Raw genomic sequence first — 25,201 nt, 5'->3', positions numbered from 1 at the left:
AAGATGGAAAGGCTCATAGTAGAGATAGAGTTAAAGCTTGTAAATAACCCCACTCTTGGTCTTATATGGGCAACGTTCGCCTTCTTTGTAGGTTTTGCTGCAGTTTCTCTGTATGGACCTGCCGCGAAGAGCTTTAAAGGACTTTTACACCTCTCAGGCATAGAGCTTGGGCTTTTGGTGTCCGTACCCTATTTGACAGGTTCTTTATTGAGATTACCCTTTGGAGCGTGGGTGGACAAGGTCGGTGGGAAAAAACCTATGCTTACTCTACTATTCCTTTCTATACTTGGCATGGGGGGGCTCACCTTCCTTTTGTTTTCCTACTACCCTGACAGAATGAGTAAAGAATTTTATCCAGTTATACTGCTCTTAGGTGTGCTAAGCGGATGCAGTATAGCCACTTACTCTGTAGGTATAGCTCAGGTTTCGTACTGCTATCCGAAAAGTAAACAGGGTACGGCTCTTGGTATTTATGCAGGTATTGGGAATACAGCTGCTGGTATATTTGCCCTTGTTTTACCTATAGCCATATCCGCATGGGGGCTACCCAGAGCTTACCTTGCATGGTTTGTTTTCCTTTTAATAGGTACTTTACTTTACGCTGTATTTGCCGTTGATGCATGCTACTTTCAGCTGACATCCAAGGGTGTTCCCAGGGAACGTGCAGTGAACATAGCAAAACAGCTGGGGCAGGAGCTTATACCCAAAGGCGGTTTCTTTGCGGCTCTAACACACTCAGCCAAAAATTTCAGAACATGGATACTCGTATTTCTTTATGCGGTATGTTTCGGAGCAGGCTTTCTGGGATTGACCGCTTGGCTACCCGCCTACTGGTCTATATATCACGGTGTATCTATAGTTATTGCAGGTACATTAACCGCCCTGGGCTACTCTATATTAGCCTCTCTCGTAAGGGTTTTAGGGGGATACCTAAGTGACAAGACAGGTGGTGAAAAGGTAGCACTTTTAGGTTTTGTTTTCATGCTTGTGGGTTCCACGATCGTTTTCTTAACAGGTAACTTCTATACTGGATTAATAGGCACTATTCTGTTAGGTACAGGTGTGGGACTTGCCAATGCTGCGGTGTTTAAACTTGTATCTAAGTATGTACCTGAAGCGGTTGGAGGAGCAGCAGGGTGGGTAGGTGGGCTTGGTTCTTTAGGCGGTTTTGTAGCTCCACCCATCCTCGGTGCCTTTGTTGAATTCATGGGAAGTTCCGGCTACGCAAAGGGGTTTGTGATTTATGTTATACTTTCTCTTATAGCTATTTTTGTGACCGTACTGCTTAAGAGGTTTAGAGGAGGGTAAAGATGAGTCTTCAATGGATTGTCTTTTTAGCATTTTTGATATCCTCTACAGTTATAGCCTCCGTTTACCTTTATGTGGCGCTGTCCTCTTTTAAAGAAAAAATATTAAAAAATTCTGAAAAGTTCAGATTCTTTTTCTTCTTACTCCTTTCAATCACAGTAGCAATATACCTCATACTTACTCTACCAAAAGCACCTTATTTTGCCTTCTCCCAATCTCCCCCTGATAGAGTACTGCACGTGGTAGCAAAGCAATTCAGCTTTGCGATAAGCGGGTTTCCTATAACTGATGAAGAAACTTTCAGCAGAAGTTTAGGAAATGAGGTGAAGGTAAAAAAGGGTGAAGTTGTTGAGTTCAGGGTTACGAGCTTTGACGTTAACCACGGTTTTGGTATTTACGATCCAGAAGGTAGGCTTATAGCTCAGGTACAAGCTATGCCAGGATACATAAACAGGCTTAGGTATCGTTTTAAAAAAGTAGGCATATATACCATCCAGTGTTTGGAATACTGCGGAATTGCCCATGCTTATATGAATGCTAAGATGGAGGTGGTACCGTGAGTCTCAAAAGATTAACCTTCTTATGGATACTGACTACTCTTTCGGTTTTCTTATTTGCCATTTTTATGGGAATACTCATGAGGCTAAATCAAGCTAACCTTATCGAGTTAGCTCCAAACATATTTTACTCACTCATGTCTGCCCATGGACTTTTAATGGCAGGTGTGTGGTTTGTAATGAGCATGGCAGGGGTTAACTATCTTATGAGCAAGTATACAGATCCACCTATACTTACCAACGCCTTTGCATACGTAATGACACTTTCAGGTGCGTTACTCCTCATATTCTCTCTCCTTTTAGGCGGTGAACATCCAGGCTGGTACTTTTTGTATCCCTTACCTTTTTACACAAAAGGTGCAGGTTGGTCTTTACCACTTTTTATACTATCTCTTACCTTTTTAGGTTTAGGATGGTTCGTATGGTCTTTAGCTATGCTTTTTTCCATTTTAAGAAAGTATTCCTTATCTTCAGCCCTTGCGTGGTCAGCTCTATTTGGCAAAAAGAGCGATACACCACCTTTTATACTCATAACTACAGTAACCCTAATTGGGGTAATCGCTTGCCTGATAGCTGGTGTTATACTTCTTATCCTCTTTTACCTTCAGTATTTCTTTGGTGTAAAAAGCGATGCTTTGCTTGCCAAAAACCTTACATTCCTGTTTGGTCACACTCTCGTTAATGAAATGCTTTATTTTGGTATAGCAACCCTTTACGAACTTTTTCCACTTCTTGTGGGTAAGCCACCTTACAAAATTAAAGGTTATGTAGCTTTAGCATGGAACGCCGTTCTTCTCATAGTTCTTTTAGCCTACTTTCATCACCTTTACATGGATTTTGTACAACCTTTACCCTTTCAATTCATAGGGCAGATAGCTTCTTGGGTAGCACCTATACCTGCCGCTGCTGTTACTATTTTCACCGTGTTAACGACAGTTTATGGTTCTGGTTTAAGATGGAATTTAGCTATGTCCCTTTTTTTCTTAGGTACCCTCTTTTGGGCTATTGGAGGTATAGGTGCGATCCTTGATGCCACAATAATGAATAATTTTGTGCTTCACAATACCCTTTGGGTACCTGCACACTTCCACACTTACAACCTTCTTGGCAACGTACTTTTTAGTTTAGCTTTCATAACTTGGTTTATAAGGGAAAACGCTGGTGAATTTTCACCGCCTAAGCTACTTTTACCTATGTATATAGTAGGTGGTACAGGTTTTGTATTTATGTTCTATTTAGGGGGTGCCTTTTCCGTGATGAGAAGGGTCGATAAGTATCCGGATTTTATACATGTAGGACCTACTCTTGCCTTTTGGGGAGCTGGATTTGCCCTTTTAGTATTTATATCTTCAGCTATATTCCTTATTTACTCCCTTAGCAAAAGTTTAAAGATCATGAGGGAATAAATGCTTCTGTTTTTCCTTTTATTTTTTTCTTTGTCTTTCGGTGAATATGCGGGATTAAACAGGGAAGCTTATTACATGAAGAGCGTAGGTGAGTATGTTATAAAAACACCTTACGGTAATATAAGTTTAAGGAAGTTACTCCCTGCGGTTTTGACCTTTGTATATACAAAATGCACAGGTGCTTGCTATCCCTATGTTTTGATGATAAAGGATGAGGTGAGAGATATGAAAAATGTGAACTTTGTTGTTTTGAGTTTTGACATAAGAGACAATCTGGAGGATATGCAAAGGATGGCTTATGAATTAAATATGGACAAAGAGAAAAACTGGTTTTTTGGTGTAATTGATAAAGAAAATCTTCCTGAGCTTTTACAGCGTGTAGGCTTTCACTACTCGTGGAGCAGAGCGAAAAGAGCATACGAACATGATCTTCTCCTTGTAGGTGTAGATGCAAAAGGTAATATACTCTGGGAAATAGATGGAATAAAAAACCTTGAGCTTCTTGATATATTTCTGAGGGAACTTAGCGGAGGAATAACAGTCTTCACCATTCCTGTGGAGAAAGGTCCTTTGAGTTGCTTTAATTACTATAAAGGAAGATGGCATACCGGTTTTGGGATGTATATACTCTTCGTACCCGCTTTTGTCTCTTTCTCCTTGGCCTTGATGCTAAACATCTTTTTATGGAAAAGCAGATCAAGGCTTTAGGTACCTTTTGATGAGCTTTTCCCAATTTTGAAGGGAGTTGAGGTGTGCATACACCAGGCGCAAGTATCCTCTATGATAAAACTCCCTCAGTATATCCTTTGGAAGTTCCAAAAGCCTTTTTTCATCTACCATATTGAAAGACACATCTATAGTCTCGTATGTGAGTTTTCCTCCTACTATAAGGTCAAGATCAAAAAGTGTCTTTAGGAATTCCTCAGTTTGCGCTTTACCTTCCTCAAGCTTCAGAGAGTATAAGAAGAAATCGCTTTCAAAATATGGATTTATGCTTTCTTTATTCCACACAGGTGTGCCTACGTCTTGAGAAAATCCCGGACACGTAAAGTCCGCAGCCAGATAATTTTCTCTTATTAAGAAAGGGTACTGCCTGCAAGTGTATGGCTTTTCCTCCTCTATCAAACAACCTAAACCTTCCTTCAAGTACACACAGCCCTTCTTGTCCTCTTTGAGCCTGAAATAGGCGCATAGGAGTTTTTCTTCCCTTCCTATATGATCCACTTCTACCGTTATAACTATAGGAAAGTATTTTGAAAGCCGTACTAACTCTTCAAGAACCACAAAAGTGCGATCGGGAACATTGCAACAACTTGAAGGACAGCGTGATTTTAAACATTCCCAATTGAGTTGTCCGTGCTTTTGTGGATCAAGGAAGCGTACATCCGAAAAAAGTCTCGTCATATCTCAAGCCCTAAATATAATATATATAGCTATGCGGGTTTTATCCCCTGCTAAGGTAAATCTTGGTTTATGGCTTTTGGAAAAGAGGACTGATGGCTATCATGAAATATTCACCGTGTACCACAGTGTATCTCTTTTTGATGAGATATTCATAAAAGAGGGACCATTAAGGGTTCAGACGAGTAACTCAATACCGCAGGAAGAGAATCTCGTTTACAAAGCTTTAAAAGTCATGGAGAGATATCTCGGGAAAGAGCTTGAGCTGAGCGTATACATTCAGAAAAATATACCGCAAGGCGCAGGCTTAGGAGGAGGCTCTTCCAACTGTGCAGTAGTTCTCAAAACTGTTAACAAGATATTGGGAGAACCTTTAAGTATGGAGGAGCTCCAAGAAATAGCTAAAAAAATCTCATCCGACGCGGTTTTCTTTCTATATGGTGGCACAGCGGTGGGAAGAGGTAGGGGAGACATAGTGCAGCCTATTGATCATCTTGATCTGAAAATTACTATTGTGTATCCGAATATAGCTGTTTCTACTTCACAGGTTTACAATGCCGTGAGAGATACTTCGTTGACACACGAAATTGACGATGATAAAATAATAAGGAGCTTGGTAGAGGGTAATTTTGAGGTGATGGAAAATCGTTTGGGTGAGATCGCTATGGAGATATTTCCCGAAATGAAGGAAGCTTATAGATTTCTTAAGTACCTGGGTTACAGACCTATGGTGAGTGGTAGCGGTTCGTGTATATTTTATATAGGTGAAGCTTCTCAAGAGGTAAAAAGAGGTGCAGCCCTTCGCGGATGGCGACTTTACGAGGTTAAAAGCTGTGATGGGGTGTAGCTCAACTGGCAGAGCACCGGACTTTGGATCCGGGGGTTCCTGGTTCGAGTCCAGGCACCCCAGCTTTTGAAACTATGAGGTGATACTATGGTGGGCAATATAAAGCTCTTGACTGGTAACAGTAATCCTCTTTTGGTTAAGGAGGTAGCCGATCACCTCGGTATATCCGTATCAGACATGATCGTCTCCCGTTTCAGTGACGGTGAGATAAGGGTTCAGATAAACGAGTCTATGAGAGGGGAGGATGTTTTTATAATACAATCCTTATGCCCTCCGGTGAACGAATACATTATGGAGCTTCTTTTGATACTTGACGCTTTAAAAAGAGCTTCGGCAGGTAGGATAACAGCGGTTATACCGTACTACGCTTATGCAAGGCAGGATAGAAAGGACAGACCACGTGTACCTATAAGTGCGAGGCTTTTGGCTGATCTCATAACGGTTGCAGGTGCTCAAAGACTCGTGGTAGTGGATCTTCATTCTCCCCAAATACAGGGTTTTTTCAACATACCCGTTGATAACCTTTACGCTCTGAACGTTCTTTACGAGTATCTAAAAGATAAAGTTGACGAAAATACGGTAGTGGTTTCTCCAGATGCTGGAGGTGTGGAAAGGGCGAGGAGACTTGCCAACAAGCTTGGATGTGGTATAGCGATAATATACAAGAGGAGACCAGAACCAAACGTAGCTGAAGTGCTTGATCTCATAGGTGATGTTAATGGGAAAAAAGCTATAATAATTGATGATATGATAGATACAGCTGGAACGATAGTCTCCGCAACGAATTTACTCATATCAAAGGGTGCTGTAAGCGTTTCGGTAGTTGCCACCCACGCGATACTGTCGGGTCCAGCTGTAGAGAGAATAAATACCTCTCCATTGCTGGAAGTAATTGTAACCAACACTATTCCTACAGAAGGAAAGCGGTGCGAAAAGCTGAGGGTAGTTTCTGTTGCTCCCCTCATTGCAGAGTCTATAAAGAGGATACACGAAGGCGAATCGGTAAGTTCGCTATTTGCATAAAAAAACAAGGAGGTAAACATGAAAAAGGTATCGCTTAAGTTGATCCCGAGAAGGTTGGGTAAAAAAAGCGAGCTAAAAAACATGAGAAGGGAAGGTTACGTACCTGTAGAAATTTATGGTAAGGATGTGGAAAATAAGCACGCTTATGTGAGTTTGAAAGAACTTATGGCTTTGCCTCACGGAGAGGCCTTTCTTATAGAAGCGGAAATAGACGGGGATAAAAAGGTGTGTTTATTAAGGGATATCCAGATGGGTTATCTGGGAGATAACCCGATGCATGTAGACCTTTATGACATATCTCACACTAAGGAGATTGAAGTAGAAGTGCCTTTAGAGTTTGCTGGAGTACCTGCAGGTGTAGGGCTTGGTGGTACTTTTGAGATCATGATGCACACCTTAACGGTGAAAGCACCTGTAGACAGTATACCTGATAAAATTACAGTTGATGTAAGCTATATGGGGTTGGGTGATGTGCTTCACGTAAGAGACATAGCACCTCCAACTGGATGCGTAATAATGGACTCACCTGAAGAAGTGCTTGCTGTAGTCCTTGAACCAGAGGTGGAGGAAACGACAACCGAAGAAGCATCCGCCTGATGATAAAGCTACTTGTAGGTCTGGGAAATCCCGGTAAAAAGTATGAAAAGACACGTCACAATGTAGGTTTTATGATTATTGACGAGCTTATTAAAAAGCTCAAGCTGAAGGATCATCGGGAAGAGTGTTTATCACATCTATACAAGACGAAGATAGACGGGAGGGAAGTGATCTTGGCAAAACCTCAAACTTACATGAATAACTCCGGTCTTGCAGTTGTTAATTTGCTTGAAGAGTATGAAATCCTACCGGAGGAGATGATAGTCATATACGATGATCTTGATCTGCCATTGGGCAAGTTAAGGCTCAAACTCGAAGGGAGTAGTGGGGGACACCACGGCATTGAGTCCATCATAAGAGAGATAAAGACGGAGAAGTTTCCCAGACTCAAAGTGGGTATAGGCAGACCAAAAGATAAGAATCAAGTAGTCAGTTATGTCCTCTCTCCCTTTAATAAGGAGGAAGAAGCTCTCCTTTACAAAGTACTTGATCGCTCAAAAGAATGTCTTTTGAGATGCGTCGAGTTTTCACCTGAAAGTGCCATAAATTTTTGTAACGCACCTATTATCTGAAGAAAAACTCCTTTACCCTTTTGGCAATATTTTCAGCTGTAAATCCAAAATACTCCATGAGGATATCACCGGGTGCGGATTTCCCAAACTCATCTATACCTATAACTAAACCTTCACACCCTACGTATCTGTACCAGCATAAGCTCCTTCCAGCCTCAACCGCTACCCTTTTTTTGACTTCCGATGGTATAACTTCCTTCCTGTAATTTTCATCCTGCAGTTCAAAAAGTTCAAAGGAGACCATATTCACAAGCCTTACCTTTATGCCTTCCTCTTCCAAGAGATGCTTGGCTTCTAAGGATGGATGAATCTCCGAACCACTCGCAAACAGGATTACATCCGGTGTACCTTCCGTATCGGCAAGCACATACGCACCTTTTCTTACACCTTCAAAAGACGCATATTTGCTTCTATCTATAATAGGAAGCTTTTGTCTTGAAAGTACAAGAGCTACAGGACCATCTTTTCTCTCAATAGCTATATCCCACGCAACACTAACCTCATTGGCATCTGCAGGTCTCAGTACCCAGAGGTTAGGTATGAGTCTCAGAGAACTTAGCTGTTCTATAGGTTGGTGCGTTGGTCCGTCCTCTCCCAAACCGACGGAGTCATGGGTAAAAATGTATATAACGTGAAGTTTAGACATGGCAGCGAGTCTTATAGTAGGTCTCATGTAGTCGGAAAATATTAAAAATGTACCTCCGTAAGGCAGTACACCACCGTGGTAAGCCATACCGTTGAGTATAGTACCCATGGCGTGTTCTCTTACACCATAGTGTATATTTCTACCAAGTGGATTGTCACTTAGAAAATCTCCCATCCCGTGAAGGTAAGTATTGTTAGACTCGGAAAGATCAGCCGATCCACCTATCATCGTAGGTATGTGCTTTGCAATAGCGTTCAGCACCTTACCGCTGGCTTGACGTGTTGCCATAGACTGTGTAAATATGGGTATATGATTTTTATACTTCTTATTCCAATCTCCTCTAAAGACATCCGAAAGCTCTTTTGCGAGGTCCGGGTAAATTTCGCTGTATTCTCTAAAAAGTTCATTCCACTCTTCCTCCGCTTTTTTACCCTTCCGTATTTTTTCTTCTCTGTATTCATAAATCATCTCTGGTACGTAAAAATCTTCTTCATTCCAACCAAATCTACGCTTAGTTTCAAGAACCAAATCCCTACCAAGAGGTGATCCATGAACGCTCGCATCATCTTGCTTTGGACTGCCGTATCCTAAGTGAGTTCTAACGGAAATAAAGGATGGTCTCTCCTTTTCCTCTATAGCTTCCCTTATAGCTCTTTCTAACTTCTTCAGATCGTATCCATCTTCTATATGTTGCACATGCCACCCAAAAGCTGAAAATCTCTTTAGTACATCCTCCGACCACGCGAGGGATGTGGGACCGTCGATAGATACTCCGTTGTTATCCCAAAGTACTATGAGCTTTCCAAGTTTAAAGTGTCCAGCAAGCTCCCCTACCTCACACGAAACTCCTTCCATGAGATCCCCATCGCTTACTAAGGCAAAAGTGTAGTGATCTATTATAGGAAAGCCTTCCCTGTTGAAATAGCTTGAAAGATACCTCTCAGCTATAGCCATTCCTACCGCATTGCCAATGCCTTGTCCGAGAGGTCCGGTGGTTGCTTCCACACCAGGTGTGAGATGGCTTTCCGGATGTCCAGGTGTTTTGCTTCCGAGCTGTCTGAAAGATTTAAGGTCTTCAAGGTTGATGTCATACCCCATGACGAAAAGTAGAGAATACAGCATAGCACTTCCATGACCTGCAGAAAGTACAAACCTGTCCCTATTTATCCAGTTTGGATTTTTGGGATTGAACTTTAAAAACCTATCAAAGATGATGTAAGCTATGTGTGAAGCACCCAAAGGCATACCAGGATGTCCAGATTTGGCTCTTTCTACTTGATCAACACTCAAAAACCTTATGGTATTTATGACAGTCTGATCCCTTTCCATCTTAGCCTCCGAAAATTTATATTTTAAACTCTTAAGCGGGATATCTGCTCGTCTCTAAATAAGCGTTCTTTTCGTAAAGCCTTGTGAGATTTTCGCTCCTTTGTGTTATCCAGTTACTTCTGTATAGGTGAACGTTGCGCTTCGTGTGGGGATTATACCCTTTTAACACTTTAACCCCTCTTTTCTCTTTTGGCATGTTCTCAAGTATATCCTTATAAAAATCTTCCTCTTTAAAAGCCCAAGGGAGAAATCTTTTTGACTTTCGTACACCCATAATCGTATAATAATTACCTTCCACCTCACCATAAAGACACATAGGAATTTTTACGTTCGCAATTTCCGAAAGCCCATCGGCAAAAGGAGAGAAGACTATAAGATTCTCAAGCCCTTTAAAGATCTCTTCAAGTTCCTCCATTTCGTAGTAGTCAAGGAGATCCTCACCAAACACAATGAGGTTCTTTATACTACCCCTTTTGACCCCCTCCATAATACTACCCAGATGGGAAAGCATATCCTTTTCAAAGGTTTTGTATATACCCAAGTAGTTTGTATCCTTGTGAAGTAAAAGTACTTTACAATTTCTCTCTTGAGAGAGTTTTCTTATCAGAGTGCCTATGTCTGTACCTTCCTTTCCCATACCTGTAGTGTTTATTACAAGCACGCTACCTTTATCAACCACATCCCACAATTCCTCAAGATCTTTCAGATATTTAGGGTTAAATTTGGCATCTTTGTAAGTCCTGCCATACTTGTACACCTTTCCCTTTATGTAGTAAGATAAAACTGGGGCAGTGGAAGTAATATCGTCTCCTACAAGTATGTAATGGTTTGCACCTTCTATTTCTCGTATGTACATAGGTGTATAATCACCATAGCCTTCCAAAAAGGTGTAAAAGTCAGCAGTCAGCGGTGAACTAACAAAACAACCGCTCCTTAAAGCTATTTCTTTCAGGTTAGCGAGGATCTCGTTTGTAAGGTATGAAGAAAGCACTAAAGCGGTTTCTTCCCCTTTAGTTCTAAAAAGATGGGACAGGAAGTTTACGGCGTTCCCCGTTGTTTCTTCCCTTTCGTATATGTATGGCTTTAAAAGTCTGTTTTTGTTTAAAACGTCATAGCCGAAGAAAGCTTTTGCACATATATTGAGATCATCTGTAGGCTTAGTTCTGTAAACTTTCTTCTTGGATCGCCAGTCACCTATACCGTACTCCACCTGAACTTCGCATCCTACGGGACACACGTTACATACGGTTTTTTCCTTTTTGAGCAGCCAGCTTCTTGTCCAGTACTTGAAAGGTTTAGAAATTATAGCTCCCACCGGACACACATGCACACACAAACCGCACATCTCACACGAGGATGTGTCTATAGGTCTCACAGTAGGCACTATATTAGCGTGAAAACCCCTCTCTTCAACGTAGAGGGCGCGCGCTCCATTTATATCATCGCACACCCTCGTGCATCTATAACACACAACGCACCTATTTGTGTAGTACTCAAGAAAATCGCTCTCCCAGTCTGTATAATGCCTCTCTTTTTCAAGGGCAGAAACTGGAACGATCTGCCTTTGAGGTCCGAAGATAGCGCCATAATTTTGAAGGTCACACTCACCAGCTTTGTCACATATGGGGCAATCAAGAGGATGTCTCGTCATAAAAGCTTGAAGTAAATACTTTTGATTACTTTTGACAAGCTCGTGCTGTGTGGATATGATCATACCATCTTCAACTTTTGTGTTACAGGAAGTTATGAGTCTTCCCGTTTTTTCGTTATAAACTATGCACATCCTGCACGCACCTATGATTCTAAGTTTGGGATGATAACAAAAGTATGGAATACTAACACCTTCCTTAAGGGCTACCTCAAGCAAAGTTTTACCTTCTTGAGCCTCTATCTCTCTTCCATCTATGACTATCTTCACCTTTTTTTCCATGGCTTCCAGTTAAGATATCACATCTTTCTTAATCCTCCAACTTATTATGATTTAAATCATAAAAAGTTTACACTTGATCAAAAGTGAAGGTATAATCTATCAAGTTATGCTTGAAGAAAAGCTCCTTGAAAAACTCAAGGATCATGCAGCTTACTTTCCCAAAAAAGAGCAAGCTATACTTATGTGCCTGCATGAAGTCCAAGACTACTACGGGAAAATACCTGAGTTTGCTCTTGAGGAAGTGTCTAAGCTTCTTGATCTACCTTTGAACCATGTAGAAGATGTGGTGTCCTTTTACGATATGTTTGACAGAGGGGAACCTGCGAGACACAGAATAAGGGTATGTACAAGTATAGTATGTGACCTTATGAACAAGGATAAACTGATAAAGGCTCTTAAAGAGCTTCTCAGCATAGACTTTGGCGAGGTAACAAAGGATGGGCGCTTTAAACTTATAGCGGTACAGTGCTTGGGTGCATGCTCCGAAGCCCCCTTCTTTATGATAGACGAGGATTCGTATAAGTTTGAAAACAAGGAGAAACTCCATGAGATCTTATCCCGTTACACCTAACATATACACAGAAACCACACTTGATATGCTTCTGAAGAGAGCAAAAAAGCCGAGAGTCCATTTTATAGATGATTATCTCAAAGATGGTGGATATCAAGCTCTTGAAAAGGCTCTCAACATGAAGCCTGAGGAGATAGTAGAGTGGGTAGATAGGAGTCAGTTAAGGGGTCGTGGCGGGGCAGGTTTCCCTACAGGGAGAAAATGGAAGTTCGCTATTCAGAATCCACCTCCCAGATACCTTATATGCAACGCGGACGAATCCGAACCGGGTACCTTTAAAGATAGAGTGCTTATAGAGAGAGACCCACACCTCCTCTTAGAAGGCATGATCATATCAGCTTACGCACTCGGTGCAAATCAAGCCTTCATATACATCAGGGGAGAGTATCCAGCAGGTTACTATATACTCAGAGATGCCATAGAGGAGGCAAAGAAGAAAGGTTTTCTTGGAAGGAACATAATGGGGAGCGGTTTTGATCTTGAGATATACGTAGCAAGGGGTGCAGGTGCATACATATGTGGTGAAGAGAGTGCGCTGATAGAGTCTTTGGAAGGTAAAAGGGGATTTCCTAGGACCAAGCCTCCCTTTCCAGTGCAGTATGGACTTTTTGGGAAACCGACGGTTGTCAATAACGTAGAAACTTTATGTAACATACCCTTTATAATAAAGCTCGGATGGGAGGAGTACAGGTATATAGGACCGAGTGATTACCCGGGACCCAAACTCTTCCCCGTAAGCGGTAAGGTAAAAAAACCCGGAGTTTATGAGCTTCCGATGAATACAACGCTTAGGGAAGTGGTTTATAAATATGCGGGCGGTACAATAAACAACAAGAAGGTAAAGGCGGTATTTTCGGGCGCTCTGGACTGTTTTTCGGCTGATGAGCTGGATACACCTATGGATTACTCACCTTTAGGTTTTGGTGGAACTGGTACAGTAATAGTACTTACCGAAGAAGATGATATAGTCAAGATGTGTCTGAAGGTGGCTGAGTTTTATGCTCACGAAAGCTGTGGGCAGTGTACGCCTTGCAGAGTAGGAACTTACGAACAGGCAAATCTTCTGGAAAGGATAGTAGAAGGCAGAGCAACCGAGAGAGATTGGGAAGGCTTCGATTTCGTAAACAGGTTCATACAACCTACTTCCATATGCGGTCTGGGTGCAGTAGCGGGAAGACTTATAAGACAAACGATGAAAAAGTTTCCACAGGAATGGGAAAGATACAGAAAACTTGTCTCTGTCTGATACTTACCTTTGGACTGTCCTTCGGAGAGGAAAAGAGCTGTAATACAAATCCTTTAAAGGATCACGATTGGTGCAAATATGCCTGGTTTTTATGTAAAAAAGCCACTCTGTACAAACTTGAGAAGCTGAGAGATTGCATAGACAAGAGCCAAACTTACGAAGAAGGTAGTGCTTGCTTTGAAAGATCATGGATAGAAAATTTCTTGCAACGCTGAGATCCCTTGAAGAGATAGGTATAAACGAGATTTACGGGTTTAAAAGTAAAGCGGAAGAACCTGACAAAAAAATCATGCTTGAGGATCTTTTTAAAAGGTTGAGTGCGGAGAAAAAATGCATCCTTTACGAAGGCAGTGGAGGTTACGTGTTCGGTGACGGAAATCCCGATTCTCCTGTAGTTTTTGTAGGGGAAGCACCTGGTGAGGAAGAAGACAGGCAAAAGAGACCCTTTGTAGGAAAGGCTGGAAGATACTTAAATACAAAGCTTGAAGAGGTTGGACTCAAAAGGGAGGAAGTTTATATAACCAATGTAGTAAAATCAAGACCGCCTGGTAACAGAAAGCCTACTAAGGAAGAGATGATGAGCTGTCTTCCCTATCTGAGAAAGGAGATAGATATAATAAAGCCTAAGCTTTTAGTGTGTTTAGGATCTACAGCCCTTGAGGGTCTCTTGGGGAAGAGCCTTCCAGTAACCAAGCATCGTGGACAACTCTTTGAGTACCCGTATAACAGGAACATAAAGGTTTTTCTCACCTATCATCCCGCTTACGTGCTGAGAAACCCTTCTGCGGACAAGGAATTTACCGAGGACATGAAAAGGATCAAAGAGCTTCTGGAAAGGTTATAATGAAAGGTATGGAATACCACGTTAAAGATCTCTCTCTCGCACAGGAAGGCAAAAGTAGGATAGAGTGGGCAGAAAAAGATATGCCTGTTCTCAGGAGCATAAGGGAAAGCTTCTCAAGGGAAAAACCGTTAAAGGGTATTAGGATCTCAGCCTGTCTTCACGTCACTACAGAAACAGCCAACTTGGTAATTACCCTTAAGGAAGGTGGCGCTGAGGTATATCTGACAGCTTCTAATCCACTTTCCACACAAGATGATGTAGCATCGGCGCTCGTAAAGTATTATCAAGTACCAGTCTTTGCCATAAAGGGTGAGGACACGGAAACTTATTACACGCATCTCCACCAAGTCATAAAAGAAGAACCTCACATAGTTATAGATGACGGCGCTGACCTCATATCTACCCTTCACAAAGATTATCCTGAGCTTTCTATGAAGGTGCTTGGTGGTATGGAAGAAACTACCACAGGTGTAATAAGGCTCAAGGCTATGGCAAGACAGGGAGTTCTGAAATTTCCCATTATAGCTGTAAACGATGCGTATACAAAGCATATGTTTGACAACAGGTATGGGACAGGACAATCTACCATTGACGCTATCATGAGAGCTACCAACAGGCTCATAGCTGGTTCCAACTTTGTAGTTGCTGGCTACGGATGGTGCGGTAAAGGTGTAGCTCAAAGAGCAAAAGGTATGGGTGCTACGGTGATAGTCACCGAAGTAGATCCTATAAAAGCGCTTGAGGCAAAAATGGACGGCTTTTTGGTAATGCCCATGATGGAGGCAGCAAAGTTAGGAGATTTCTTTGTTACTGTGACGGGTAACACATCAGTCATAAGGGAAGAACATTTCAAAGTTATGAAAGATGGTGCTATCATTTCTAATGCGGGGCACTTTAACGTAGAAATAGACATACTCGCCCTTGAGAAGATGAGCGTAAAAAAGAGGGAAATAAGGAAATTCGTAGAGGAGTATGAACTTTTAGACGGAAGGAGGATTTACCTTTTGGCTCAAGGAAGACTTGTAAACCTCGCAAGTGCGGAAGGTCATCCTGCATCGGTTATGGATATGTCTTTTGCCAATCAGGCGCTTTCAGCAAGGTATATACTTGAAAATCATGACAAACTGCAAAAGAATGTGTATAAAGTACCGGATCATATAGATAGACAGATAGCTGAGTTAAAACTTAGAAGTATGGGCGTTCATATAGATAGCCTTACTCAAGAGCAGGTCACATATCTATCCTCGTGGGAGGTTGGCACATGAACTTAGATAGGTTTTTCCTGAACAAGGAAGATAGTTTACTTGTGATCATTGACATTCAAGAAAGGCTCGCCAGAGTTATGGAAAAGAGACAGAGCGTAATTGACAATGTACTTCACCTTGTGGAGATGTCTAAGCTACTCTCTATTCCCATAATACTCACAGAACAATACCCGAAAGGACTTGGACAGACCGTTGAGGAAATAAAGACCGCTCTTCCCGAATACAGACCTATAGAGAAGCTAAGTTTCAACTGCTGTAACGAAAGAGAATTTATTTCGGCAATAGAGAGCTACGGCAGGAAAAGTATAATCCTTACTGGTATGGAAACGCACATATGCGTACTTCAAACAGCTTTGGGACTTTTAAAGGAAGGCTATAAGGTGCATATAGTCTCAGATGCGGTATGCTCACGCTCTTATGAAAACCATCGTGCAGGACTTGAGTTCATGAGAGATGCTGGAGCTGTTATAACATGTACAGAAACTGTACTCTTTCAACACCTTCAAGTTGCAGGTACTGAAGAGTTTAAAGCTATATCTAAGCGCATAAAGTGATATATACAAGGTACATGTACTCACTATCTGAGGAGGATTTTTACCAATTCTTAGCTGATTATTCTGAGGGTGTTGAGGTTATCAAAAGGGAAGGCAAGATGGTGTTTTTTGCCACATACAAAGAGTTAAAAGATCAAGAACCTTTGAAGGTTGAAAAGCTTTCAGTAAAATCTCCAGAAGGTATATTAAAATCCGTCAAAGTGGGAAATTTTCTGGTTGTGCCTCCACGAATGAAGATACTCATTATAAATCCCGGTATGGCTTTCGGTACAGGACTCCATCCTACAACGCAGTTAAGTCTTATGCTTATAGAGGAGTTTTTCAAAAAGGGATGGAGCGCTATAGACGTGGGTTGTGGAAGTGGTATCCTTGCCTTAGCTCTTAAAAAGTGTTTGGCAAGCGAGGTTTTAGCGATAGATGTAGATGAAAAAGCCATAAAAGAGTGCAAAAAAAATGCGAAAGTCAACAGATTGAAGATAAAGTGTTTCCAGGCAACACCAAAAGACATAAAAGATAGTTTTGACTTCCTCACCGCAAATTTGGAGCTGGATATTTTCAAAAGTGAAATGAAACACCTTTTACCTCTTTTTAAAAGGCGAGCTGTATTTTCGGGTATATACGGAAAGGATGAACTTGATGAATTTCTGGATATGCTTGAAGGTCTTCGAGTTACTAAAATAAGAAAGTTAAAGGGTTGGTACGGAGTGGTGGTGGAGCAATGAGATATAAAGGGTACAAATTAGAAAGGAGGGAAAGCAGAAAGCCTAAGGGTAAAAAATTTGTGAGACTCATACTTCTTCTGAGTACTTTGGGAGTCATTTTGTATACTATAAACATCTTCGTATTTCAAAAGCCCAGGGTGAAAGATCTAAGCTCCCTTACCGAAATACCTGCGCATAAACAAGTGGTTCTGAAGCTGGAACCATCGTCTGGTATAAAGCAAGTAAGTGTAAAAATCTTTCAGGGGCAAAAGGAAGTTGTTTTGTATAATTCTGCGCCCGCCAAAGATGGTACTGTTCGTCTGAAGATTATTCCCAAACAGATGGGACTTGAAGATGGTAAAGCACAGGTACTTATAAGCTTGAGATACGGTCTAATAGGTAGGAGAACCTACAGTGTGGATGCAAACATTGATACCGTTCCACCCACCGTTAATCTGCTGAGTTACACTGAGTACGTACCTCAAGGCGGAACGGGAGCAGTAAAGGTAAAAGTGAAGGATGGGGCTTACGTATACCTTTATGTAGGGCAGGATAAGTACCCTATGTATCCGGTAGGTAATGGGGAGTTCTTTACACTATACCCTGTTAAAGTTGATCAGGATCCGTCCACACCTATTAGGGTGGTAGCTTTTGATAATGCAGGGAATATTTCCACATTAGATTTAAAAACCAGAATAGGTAAAGGTATTTTTAGAGTGGACAGGATTAAGCTCAGCGATGAGTTTATAGATAAAGTTATAATGCCCTTAATCGGAAAACATTTGCCTCCCGCTTTGGCATTTAAGGAGGTAAATGAAGTGTGGAGGAAAAAGGATGTAGAAAAGCTTATGCGTATAGGTCTGGGAAGTGAAGGAAAAAAGCTTTGGAACGGTAACTTTTTACAGCTTCCTCACAGTAAAGTTATATCCACTTTCGGAGATATAAGGTACTATTACTACAAAGGTGAGGAAATAAGCACAAGCAGACATATGGGATATGACTTTGCATCTGTTCAGGAATCTCCTGTGCCTGCGAGTAACGATGGCGTCATTGTTTTTACGGGAAAGTTGGGTATATACGGAAATGCTGTTGTCATAGATCACGGTTTAGGTCTTATGAGTCTGTATGGTCACCTTTCTCGTGTAACAGTAAAGGAAGGGCAAACTGTAAAGAAGGGTGATATTATAGGAAACACAGGTAGCACAGGTTTAGCTCTCGGTGACCACCTGCACTTTGGCATCCTTGTTCATGGTATTGAGGTAAATCCAAAAGAGTGGCTTGACGCAAAGTGGATAAAGACCAGAATAGAGAGGGTTTTTAGTACACAATGAGTATAAAGCCTATCTTGATTAAACTACTTTTACCTCTCATTGCACTTTTGGTGCGCATCTTGGGAAGAACTATAAGATGGGAAAAGAGGTACGATTTTGATCTTGACAGAGGCAAAATATACGCCATATGGCATGGAAACGCTTTAGGCATCGCGCTTTTTGGTATGGACAGAGGCATATACACCTTGGTTAGCAGATCAAGGGATGGAGATATAGCCGCGTACCTTCTTGAAAGTCTTGGATACAGAGTGATAAGAGGTTCAACGGAAGAGGGTAGAACTGAGAAAGGTGGTAGATCTGGTATCATAAAGCTCGTGAAAGTCATAAAAGGGGGTGGAAACGTAGCTATAACCGTTGATGGACCCAAAGGACCAGCCTTTAAAGTGAAAGAAGGAGTAATCTTTCTCGCCCAAAAAACCTCCGCTGTCATACTTCCAGCCTTTGCGGAGTTTAACAGATACATAAAGCTAAACTCGTGGGACAGTCTTATCATACCTCTGCCCTTTACAAAGGGTAGGGTACTTGTGGGAAAGCCTATAAAAGTGGAAAGCAAAGATAGCACGGTACAAAAGGTCATGGAACTTGAGGAGGAGCTTTTGAGGATCTCCTCCTTGGAAAAACGAGGTCAGCCAGTTTTGGAGCGAGTACAAAACTGAAACTACCTATCAAAGATGTGATGAGTATGAGGAGAAAGGTAACAGCTTGAGCCGGCTGATACAGACTCGCAAATATGAGGGAGAACTCTCCCCTTTGCAGGAAAGATAGGGATGCCCTAAGCGAAACTTTCCTATCAAAACCATACAGAAGCGAGGAGATGTACGTGGAAATAAGTTTAAAAAGTAAAGATGTGAAGATCAGAATAACTATAAAAGATGTATTTACCAAATAACTCAGATGCGCTTTGTATGTAAAGAAAAAAAAGAAAAGACCTACAGATAATTCCTTCAGAGAGGAAAGAGAGCTTTGTATGTTTTTGAAAATCTTTGAATCTTCAGGTACCAATACACCAAGAATGAAGGCAAGGAGGGCTTCAGACATATGAAATTGTATAGCTATACCGCTGAACATCATTAAAGTTCCCAGAGTGAGAAAGATGAGCATACTTTCATCAATTTTTCTGGCAAGAAACTCAAGCAATCTATTTGTAATATCCTTAAGAAAGTAAAAAAACAAAAAGATCGAGAATAAAAAAAGCATGGATTTACCAACCGAGTACACACTCAAATTACCTGAATATAAAAAGCCTGCCAAGAGAGATAAAAGAATTATACTAACGAGATCTTCAAATATGAGAATACCTATGAGAAGATCCACTTCCGGATATATAAGTCTTTTGTAATCCATAAAGAGTTTTGCGGTTATAGCGGTGCTTGAAGGGTATATCGCGCAGGAGATCACCAAGGAAAGAATAAGATCCCCCGTAAAGAGGTAGGATATGACGAATACAGGCACGAAATTTATAAAAAGATCTATAAAGCCAGCTTTTACAATACGGATCATCCCAGCAAGCCTCTCAAAGGAGTACTCAAGCCCTACAAAGAAAAAAAGGAGACTAACAGCTGAGTGTTCAAATACCAAAAGAAAATCCGAAATACTCTCTGGTACTAAGGGTCTTAGAGCAAAGCCAGAAAGCATAAAAGAAACTATGTAAGGAAACTTTAAAGCTTTCAAGCTGTAGGCTAAAAAGAACATAAAAAGCAGAATGAGACCTGCATAAGTAAGATCCGTACTGTGAGACATTACGTACTACACCTGCCACAAAGTTCTAAAAGATGCTTTATTTGTTGGCGAGTACCAACCACTATGAGAATGTCCCCCACCTCTACCTTTTCTTTATAAGGGTCTGGACTAGGTATTATTCTACCACTTCTGTCTATGGCTATCACCGATGTACCTGTGAGCTTTCTTATCTGAAGATCGGCGATGGTTTTTCCCACAAAGTTAGATCCTTGCTCCACCTTAATCCATTCAATTAGTACCTCTTTAAGTATAAGCTCCATCTTCTCAACTTTTATGGGTTGATAAAGTACGCCCGCAACTAAAAAGCCCAGCTCTTTCGCCTCTTCGTCTGTCAGCTCAAAGGAGCAAACAGGTTCTTCCTGATCCATTAGGTATATCTCCCTTTTGCCCGTATTGTAGATAATGATCACCAGATCCCTTCCCTCAGATAGCGTTACCGCATACTTTTTGCCTATACCAGGCAGGTCAGTCTCTCTTACTTTCATTCTTCCCTATTATATCCTGTATCCTTACGACCTTTTTCCTCTCCGAAAGTACTATGGATTTTATATTTTCGTCTTCACCGTATATTTTAGACATCTCCTTCTGTATGAACTCAACGAGTTTCTCTATCTGCCTTTCCATTTCCTCCATCTGCTCCTTCATACGAAGTATCACATCAACGCCTGCCAAATTAACACCGAGATCCCTGGTAAGCGTGAGTATGAACTCCAATTTCTGGAGATCTTCGTCCGTATAATGCCTCGTTTTACCTTTTGTTCTTGATGGTTTTAAAAGTCCCTCTTTTTCGTAAAGTCTAAGAGTTTGTGGATGAATGCTGTACATTTGTGCAACCACACCTATGGTATAATACCTTTTCCTCTCTTTCATGTTTCCCTCTCCTTTATTCTGCTGGGTTCAGGAAGCAGTTTGTCAAGTTCCTCAAGTATGTGTTTTATTCTTTTTCCGTTTCCGAACATTTTGTCCATAAGACCTAACTTTGGTACATCTATGTGTACACGAACGAAAAGGTCACCTTTTGAGTTCCCCCTAAGTTTTGGCATGCCCTGATCTGAAACACGAATTATATCACCTTCCTTAGTACCGGGTGGTATCTTTACCTTTATCTTATCTCCGGACAAAGTAGGAACGTCTATCTCGGTTCCAAGAACAGCCTCTGTAAATTTAACATTCACATCTACGTAAAGGTTATCGCCTTTCCTCTCAAAAATCTTGTGTGGTAGAACCTTCACTACTACGTAAAGATCGCCATAAGGACCGCCGTTTTTTCCCGCATGCCCTCTGCCTTCAAAGAGTATCTTAGAACCGTTGTCCACACCAGGTGGTATACGGACGGTAAGCTCTTCTTTTATCGGTAAGCTTCCCCTACCTTTACACTTAGAACATATATCCCTTATGATACCTTCACCTGCACAAGTCGGACATGTCTGGGATATGGTAACGAAAAACTGCCTTTGGTATATTTCTCCCCTACCTCCGCAGGTAGGGCATACCCTTTCACCCTTAGACCGATCGTATCCACTTCCCTGACATACATCGCACGCCACTTCACGAAGTAGCGGTATCTTTACAGTGGTACCTGTAAAAGCTTCTTCAAGGGTGATCTGCGCTGTGTAGTAAATGTCTTCACCCTTTATCGGTCTTTTGTAAGCTTTTCTTCTTTCCCTGGTTGCCCTCTCAAAGATATCTTCAAAGCCAAAACCTCGGAAAACTTCCTCAAGTATGTCACCTATGTTTGTGCTGAAGACTTCTTGAGCAAAACCTTCACCTCCCTGTGCAGAAAAAGCAGAATGTCCGTACTGATCGTAAAGCTTCCTCTTTTCAGGATCTGAAAGTATCTGATAGGCTTCGTTTATCTCCTTAAACTTTTCTTGAGCTTGCGGATCTTTGTTAAAGTCGGGATGATACTTTCTTGCAAGCCTCCTATAAGCCTTTTTTATATCTTCTTGTGTTGCATTTCTGGGTACACCTAAGATCTCGTAGTAATCCTTCTTTGCAGACTGTGCCATGTTTTCCTCCTTTACATCATATTTATATTAAACTTTAGTATGTTATTGTCAAGTTTTCCGGTAGTTTCGGATATACACTTTCTGATATACTATAACTACCGATGAAACACCTTATAAGCGTTTTTAACCTCACAAAAGATGAAGTAGATGAGCTTTTTAGGCTTTTTACGGAGTTTAAAGCTGGCAGACGAGAAGTGCTTGAAGGAGATGTAGCTCTCCTATTTTTGGAGAGTTCAACGAGAACAAGGCTATCTTTTGAGAAAGCTTGCAGAAACCTTTCTCTCAGGACTTATTTTGCGGGAACTAAAGAAACATCATTAGAAAAGGGGGAAACCTTTTACGATACTATAAGGACTTTGTCTTCCTTGGGCTTCAAAGCTTTAGTCTTTAGAGTGCCTTTTGTACTTTTCCCTTACAGTGCCTATCTTGACGAGGGTATATCGCTCATAAATGCTGGTGATGGTACTCACCAGCATCCTACGCAAGGACTTTTAGATCTCTACACCGCTATGGAAGTTTACGGGTCTGTGGAGGGACTTAGGGTTTTATACGTAGGTGACATAGCTCACAGCAGGGTATTCAGGTCAGGATCTTATCTCTTCAACATGTATTCTGCAAAGGTAGGTGTGTTTGGACCAAAAACCCTTATACCGGAGGATCTCAAACCTTTCGGTGTGGAAATGGTTTTTGATAATTACGAAGATGCTTTAAGTTGGGCTGATCTGGTAATATGCTTGAGACTTCAAGAGGAAAGATTTAAAGAGAGGTACGTACCGTCAAAAGAAAGTTACTTTTCACAGTTCGGACTTACATTAGAGCGTCACAATAAACTGAAGGGCTACTTCATGCACCCTGGTCCCGTCAACCTAAACGTGGATATAGACGCCAACGTAGTTTACTCTGAAAAATCCCTTATTCTAAGGCAGGTACAAAATGGGGTTTATACACGTATGGCTGTGCTATACAAAGCTTTAAAAGATGATTAGAATACTGCTGTTTAGTGTGTCGCTGATAGTCCTTTTCACTTTTTTGAATCTATATGTGAACGAAACTTATCAAAATATTCCCAGGAGCACAGAAGAAAATAAAGGTACCGCTCAGGATATAAGTATAAGGGCATATGGCAAATCCGGATTTGAATGGACGTTGAAAGGTAAAAGTCTTTCCATAGAAGGCAGGGACGTGATGCTCAATAACGCTCTTATGCAAACCGATAAGGAAAGGATAGAGGCTGATAGAGCCTTTATAAACAGAGATACGCTCAGAGGATATGTGGAAGGAAATGTAGAACTATTCGGTGAAGACTTTTACGCACGAACAGAAAGAGCCGAACTTGATCTCAAAGAAGGTAAAGTGTGGGGTGACGGATATATACTTTTGAGGGAAGGGAGTAAAGAAACGACAGGCACAGGCTTTCAAGTGCAGCTAAGACCCCTAAAGATTATAATTAAAAAAGCTAAGGTGAGAATGGGATGATAATTTTGCTGATCATGTGGCTTTTTTCAGTCTATGTTGCCTTTTCCCAACCTATACTGGGGGAAGCGGACAGTCTGACTTACGAGAAAGATAAAATCGTATATACGGGTAACGTGAAGCTAACAAAGGGTAACGGTGTGCTTACAGCCGATAAGGTGATCATATACTTGGATGAAAACAAAAAGGCAAAGAGGGCAGAAGCTGAGGGACACGTGAAGTACATAGAAGGCAGCAGAAGAGCTTTTGCGGATAAAGCTGAATACGATTTTCAAAGTGATGTGATAAAACTTTACGGAAACGCAAAGGTGGAAGATAATAAAAACTTTGTTGAAGCTGATGAGATAGTGTACTATAAGAGAGAAGACAGGGCAATAGCCTTAAGTAAGGGTAAGAGAGTGAGGACTTTTTACGTGGAGGAGAAAGGTGAGAAAGTCGGAAATAATAAATAAGCTCTCGGAGGATCACAATATATCTTTGGATGTTGCAAAAAAACTTGTTGAGGAAGTTCTTTCATGGATAGTCCAGAAGACAGCAGAAGAAGGTAGGGTGGAGATCAGAGGATTTGGTGTGTTCAAACTCAAAAGACGGAACGGACGTTTTACTAAAAATCCAAAAACGGGTATAGAGATGTACATAGAAGACAGGTATCTGATAAGTTTCAAACCTTCAAAAAAACTTCTCAAAAAGCTCAATGAAGAAATATGATATCCTCATAGTGGGTGGTGGTCCTGCAGGATCTTCGTGCGCTTACACGTTAGCAAAAGAAGGTGCGAGCGTATTGGTGGTCGATTTCAAGAGAGAGATAGGTACTCCCGTCCAGTGTGCAGAGTTTGTACCCATACAGCTCTTTAATTCCTTTCCAGAATTTTTTACCAAAGATAGCATCTCTCAAGAGGTTCAAGATATGGTTCACTTCACTCCTTGGGGGGAAGTGATTACCATGAATTCCAGGGGTTTGGTATTAAACAGAGATATCTTCGATCATCATATAGCACAACTGGCTAAAAGGTTCGGTGCAGAATATTCTCTGCGCACCATATTTTTGGGTATTCAAGAAGGCAAGATCTGGCTTGAAAGTATAGATACCAGAGAAAAGTTCTGGGTTAAAGCGGACATAATAGTGGGTGCAGACGGACCACACTCAAGAGTCGCTAAATTGACTGGTCAGCATACAAAAGAGTTTCTGACTACCGCTCAAGCTAAAATGCCACTCAAGAAAGAGCAGAAGGATCTCCTCATATTCTTCAGAGACTACATACCTGGCGGGTACGGATGGGTATTTCCTAAGGGTGGATTTGCCAATGTAGGTGTGGGTATAGATCCAGTTTATCCAATAAACGTCATGGAAAGTTTGAAGATCTTTATCAAAGAACTTTTAGACATAGGTATAGTAAAACACAGTATAGTATCAAGAACGGGAGGCTGGATACCAGCAGAGGGGCTTTTAGATGTTGTCAGGGGAAATGTGCTTTTAGTAGGTGATGCTGGAGGGTTCTGTCATCCCATAACGGGTGGAGGTATAGCCAGTGCCATACTTTCTGGATCTATGGCGGGCAAGGCGTTGATTTGTGGTAAGTTGGAAGACTATGAAGAGGAAGCACAGGAGGTGTTCGGAGCTACTCTCAACAGAGCTGCCCATAAACGCAAAAGATATATGAAAAAATGGGAAAACCTTCATAATATAATCCCAAAAACTTGGATAGCCTTTGAAGAATATTGGAAAGAGGAAAGTTAAAGAAAACTTAAGCTTAGCTTATAATTTCTATAAGCTCTTCTTATAATTTCATAAGAAAGTTGAAACTTTAGAGCTATTAATACTGATGTATTTTATTAAATCAGGAGGTTTTT

Annotated in this window: 29 protein-coding genes and 1 tRNA gene; 23 read left to right on the top strand and 7 right to left on the bottom strand. The window is 41.3% G+C overall.

The genetic code is table 11. From position 1 onward, the window contains the following. Positions 1-3: 3 nt before the first annotated feature. From ABWK04_04625 to ABWK04_04610, 4 genes are read left to right on the top strand one after another with little or no spacing between them, the layout of a single operon-like run. Positions 4-1,308 carry an MFS transporter gene (locus ABWK04_04625; GenBank protein ID MEZ0361171.1) on the top strand — a complete coding sequence of 435 codons (1,305 nt, stop codon included), beginning with the start codon at positions 4-6 and terminating at the stop codon, positions 1,306-1,308. A 2-nt stretch (positions 1,309-1,310) separates the two neighbouring features. Next, complete coding sequence (locus ABWK04_04620) at positions 1,311-1,868, top strand: hypothetical protein (GenBank protein MEZ0361170.1); 558 nt, start codon at positions 1,311-1,313, stop codon at positions 1,866-1,868. Further along, a complete protein-coding gene (locus ABWK04_04615; protein ID MEZ0361169.1) occupies positions 1,865-3,271 on the top strand; it encodes a cbb3-type cytochrome c oxidase subunit I in 1,407 nt (468 codons plus the stop codon). Before ABWK04_04620 ends, ABWK04_04615 begins: the two co-directional genes overlap by 4 nt. Continuing rightward, entirely contained in the window at positions 3,272-3,979 is a 708-nt protein-coding gene (locus ABWK04_04610) for a hypothetical protein (protein MEZ0361168.1), read from the top strand. It begins immediately after the preceding gene. Here ABWK04_04610 and ABWK04_04605 read toward each other — a convergent pair. After that, on the bottom strand, positions 3,968-4,675 hold the full coding sequence (locus tag ABWK04_04605; GenBank protein MEZ0361167.1) for a SapC family protein: 708 nt from the start codon (positions 4,673-4,675) through the stop codon (positions 3,968-3,970). The genes ABWK04_04610 and ABWK04_04605 overlap by 12 nt on opposite strands. Before the next feature lie 31 nt (positions 4,676-4,706). Here ABWK04_04605 and ABWK04_04600 point away from each other — a divergent pair, with 31 nt between their 5' ends. The 5 genes from ABWK04_04600 (at position 4,707) to pth (ending at position 7,711) form a co-directional block, all read left to right on the top strand. Next, the gene (locus ABWK04_04600; protein MEZ0361166.1) at positions 4,707-5,519 is read left to right on the top strand and encodes a 4-(cytidine 5'-diphospho)-2-C-methyl-D-erythritol kinase; all 813 of its coding nucleotides are present in this window, start codon (positions 4,707-4,709) and stop codon (positions 5,517-5,519) included. Continuing rightward, a tRNA-Gln gene (locus tag ABWK04_04595) sits at positions 5,510-5,582 on the top strand. The genes ABWK04_04600 and ABWK04_04595 overlap by 10 nt, the downstream gene beginning before the upstream one ends. 24 nt (positions 5,583-5,606) lie before the next feature. Beyond that, complete coding sequence (locus ABWK04_04590) at positions 5,607-6,542, top strand: ribose-phosphate pyrophosphokinase (GenBank protein ID MEZ0361165.1); 936 nt, start codon at positions 5,607-5,609, stop codon at positions 6,540-6,542. Between the two features lie 18 nt (positions 6,543-6,560). Next, the gene (locus tag ABWK04_04585) at positions 6,561-7,139 is read left to right on the top strand and encodes a 50S ribosomal protein L25/general stress protein Ctc (GenBank protein MEZ0361164.1); all 579 of its coding nucleotides are present in this window, start codon (positions 6,561-6,563) and stop codon (positions 7,137-7,139) included. Beyond that, on the top strand, positions 7,139-7,711 hold the full coding sequence (gene pth / locus ABWK04_04580) for an aminoacyl-tRNA hydrolase (protein MEZ0361163.1): 573 nt from the start codon (positions 7,139-7,141) through the stop codon (positions 7,709-7,711). The genes ABWK04_04585 and pth overlap by 1 nt, the downstream gene beginning before the upstream one ends. On the opposite strand, the gene tkt is transcribed toward pth, so the two are convergent. Both tkt and ABWK04_04570 read right to left on the bottom strand, forming a co-directional pair. Continuing rightward, the gene (gene tkt, locus ABWK04_04575) at positions 7,704-9,686 is read right to left on the bottom strand and encodes a transketolase (protein ID MEZ0361162.1); all 1,983 of its coding nucleotides are present in this window, start codon (positions 9,684-9,686) and stop codon (positions 7,704-7,706) included. The genes pth and tkt overlap by 8 nt on opposite strands. Positions 9,687-9,717: 31 nt before the next feature. After that, a complete protein-coding gene (locus ABWK04_04570) occupies positions 9,718-11,616 on the bottom strand; it encodes a 2Fe-2S iron-sulfur cluster-binding protein (GenBank protein MEZ0361161.1) in 1,899 nt (632 codons plus the stop codon). 106 nt (positions 11,617-11,722) lie between these two features. Between ABWK04_04570 and nuoE the strand changes: the two genes are divergently transcribed. Genes nuoE through ABWK04_04525 form a run of 9 tightly spaced genes read left to right on the top strand, consistent with a single transcriptional unit; the run spans position 11,723 to position 18,784 of the window. Next, a complete protein-coding gene (gene nuoE, locus ABWK04_04565; GenBank protein MEZ0361160.1) occupies positions 11,723-12,187 on the top strand; it encodes an NADH-quinone oxidoreductase subunit NuoE in 465 nt (154 codons plus the stop codon). Further along, positions 12,162-13,433, top strand: a complete 1,272-nt coding sequence (locus tag ABWK04_04560) for an NADH-quinone oxidoreductase subunit F (protein ID MEZ0361159.1) — start codon at positions 12,162-12,164, stop codon at positions 13,431-13,433. The genes nuoE and ABWK04_04560 overlap by 26 nt, the downstream gene beginning before the upstream one ends. Next, on the top strand, positions 13,400-13,648 hold the full coding sequence (locus ABWK04_04555) for a hypothetical protein (protein MEZ0361158.1): 249 nt from the start codon (positions 13,400-13,402) through the stop codon (positions 13,646-13,648). The genes ABWK04_04560 and ABWK04_04555 overlap by 34 nt, the downstream gene beginning before the upstream one ends. Continuing rightward, complete coding sequence (locus tag ABWK04_04550) at positions 13,621-14,277, top strand: uracil-DNA glycosylase (GenBank protein MEZ0361157.1); 657 nt, start codon at positions 13,621-13,623, stop codon at positions 14,275-14,277. The genes ABWK04_04555 and ABWK04_04550 overlap by 28 nt, the downstream gene beginning before the upstream one ends. Positions 14,278-14,285: 8 nt before the next feature. Next, complete coding sequence (gene ahcY / locus ABWK04_04545; protein ID MEZ0361156.1) at positions 14,286-15,542, top strand: adenosylhomocysteinase; 1,257 nt, start codon at positions 14,286-14,288, stop codon at positions 15,540-15,542. Then, positions 15,539-16,096, top strand: coding sequence for a hydrolase (locus ABWK04_04540; protein MEZ0361155.1), 558 nt, complete (start codon positions 15,539-15,541; stop codon positions 16,094-16,096). The genes ahcY and ABWK04_04540 overlap by 4 nt, the downstream gene beginning before the upstream one ends. 14 nt (positions 16,097-16,110) lie before the next feature. Beyond that, on the top strand, positions 16,111-16,818 hold the full coding sequence (locus ABWK04_04535; protein MEZ0361154.1) for a 50S ribosomal protein L11 methyltransferase: 708 nt from the start codon (positions 16,111-16,113) through the stop codon (positions 16,816-16,818). Continuing rightward, the gene (locus ABWK04_04530) at positions 16,815-18,128 is read left to right on the top strand and encodes a M23 family metallopeptidase (protein MEZ0361153.1); all 1,314 of its coding nucleotides are present in this window, start codon (positions 16,815-16,817) and stop codon (positions 18,126-18,128) included. The genes ABWK04_04535 and ABWK04_04530 overlap by 4 nt, the downstream gene beginning before the upstream one ends. Before the next feature lie 14 nt (positions 18,129-18,142). Then, on the top strand, positions 18,143-18,784 hold the full coding sequence (locus ABWK04_04525) for a lysophospholipid acyltransferase family protein (GenBank protein ID MEZ0361152.1): 642 nt from the start codon (positions 18,143-18,145) through the stop codon (positions 18,782-18,784). Here the strand turns inward: ABWK04_04525 and ABWK04_04520 are convergent. From ABWK04_04520 to dnaJ, 4 genes are read right to left on the bottom strand one after another with little or no spacing between them, the layout of a single operon-like run. Continuing rightward, positions 18,702-19,868, bottom strand: a complete 1,167-nt coding sequence (locus ABWK04_04520) for a cation:proton antiporter (protein ID MEZ0361151.1) — start codon at positions 19,866-19,868, stop codon at positions 18,702-18,704. The genes ABWK04_04525 and ABWK04_04520 overlap by 83 nt on opposite strands. Further along, a complete protein-coding gene (locus tag ABWK04_04515) occupies positions 19,868-20,353 on the bottom strand; it encodes a cation:proton antiporter regulatory subunit (protein MEZ0361150.1) in 486 nt (161 codons plus the stop codon). The genes ABWK04_04520 and ABWK04_04515 overlap by 1 nt, the downstream gene beginning before the upstream one ends. Beyond that, complete coding sequence (locus ABWK04_04510) at positions 20,334-20,738, bottom strand: helix-turn-helix transcriptional regulator (GenBank protein MEZ0361149.1); 405 nt, start codon at positions 20,736-20,738, stop codon at positions 20,334-20,336. Before ABWK04_04510 ends, ABWK04_04515 begins: the two co-directional genes overlap by 20 nt. Then, positions 20,735-21,877, bottom strand: coding sequence for a molecular chaperone DnaJ (gene dnaJ, locus ABWK04_04505; GenBank protein ID MEZ0361148.1), 1,143 nt, complete (start codon positions 21,875-21,877; stop codon positions 20,735-20,737). Before dnaJ ends, ABWK04_04510 begins: the two co-directional genes overlap by 4 nt. 101 nt (positions 21,878-21,978) lie before the next feature. Between dnaJ and ABWK04_04500 the strand changes: the two genes are divergently transcribed. The 5 genes from ABWK04_04500 to ABWK04_04480 are packed head-to-tail and all read left to right on the top strand — an operon-like array spanning position 21,979 to position 25,088. Continuing rightward, a complete protein-coding gene (locus ABWK04_04500; GenBank protein MEZ0361147.1) occupies positions 21,979-22,863 on the top strand; it encodes an aspartate carbamoyltransferase catalytic subunit in 885 nt (294 codons plus the stop codon). Continuing rightward, positions 22,856-23,353: a hypothetical protein gene (locus ABWK04_04495; GenBank protein ID MEZ0361146.1), complete on the top strand. Its 498-nt coding sequence runs from the start codon at positions 22,856-22,858 to the stop codon at positions 23,351-23,353. The genes ABWK04_04500 and ABWK04_04495 overlap by 8 nt, the downstream gene beginning before the upstream one ends. Before the next feature lie 14 nt (positions 23,354-23,367). Then, positions 23,368-23,802 (top strand): lipopolysaccharide transport periplasmic protein LptA, encoded by a 435-nt coding sequence (gene lptA, locus ABWK04_04490; GenBank protein MEZ0361145.1) that lies wholly within the window; start codon positions 23,368-23,370, stop codon positions 23,800-23,802. Beyond that, the gene (locus ABWK04_04485; GenBank protein MEZ0361144.1) at positions 23,777-24,058 is read left to right on the top strand and encodes an HU family DNA-binding protein; all 282 of its coding nucleotides are present in this window, start codon (positions 23,777-23,779) and stop codon (positions 24,056-24,058) included. The genes lptA and ABWK04_04485 overlap by 26 nt, the downstream gene beginning before the upstream one ends. Then, complete coding sequence (locus ABWK04_04480) at positions 24,045-25,088, top strand: NAD(P)/FAD-dependent oxidoreductase (protein MEZ0361143.1); 1,044 nt, start codon at positions 24,045-24,047, stop codon at positions 25,086-25,088. The genes ABWK04_04485 and ABWK04_04480 overlap by 14 nt, the downstream gene beginning before the upstream one ends. Positions 25,089-25,201: the final 113 nt, after the last annotated feature.

This window comes from Hydrogenobacter sp. (assembly GCA_041287335.1).
GTDB lineage: Bacteria > Aquificota > Aquificia > Aquificales > Aquificaceae > Hydrogenobacter.
Note: the sequence above shows the minus strand (reverse complement) of the source record. Positions and strands in the feature narration are given on the sequence as shown.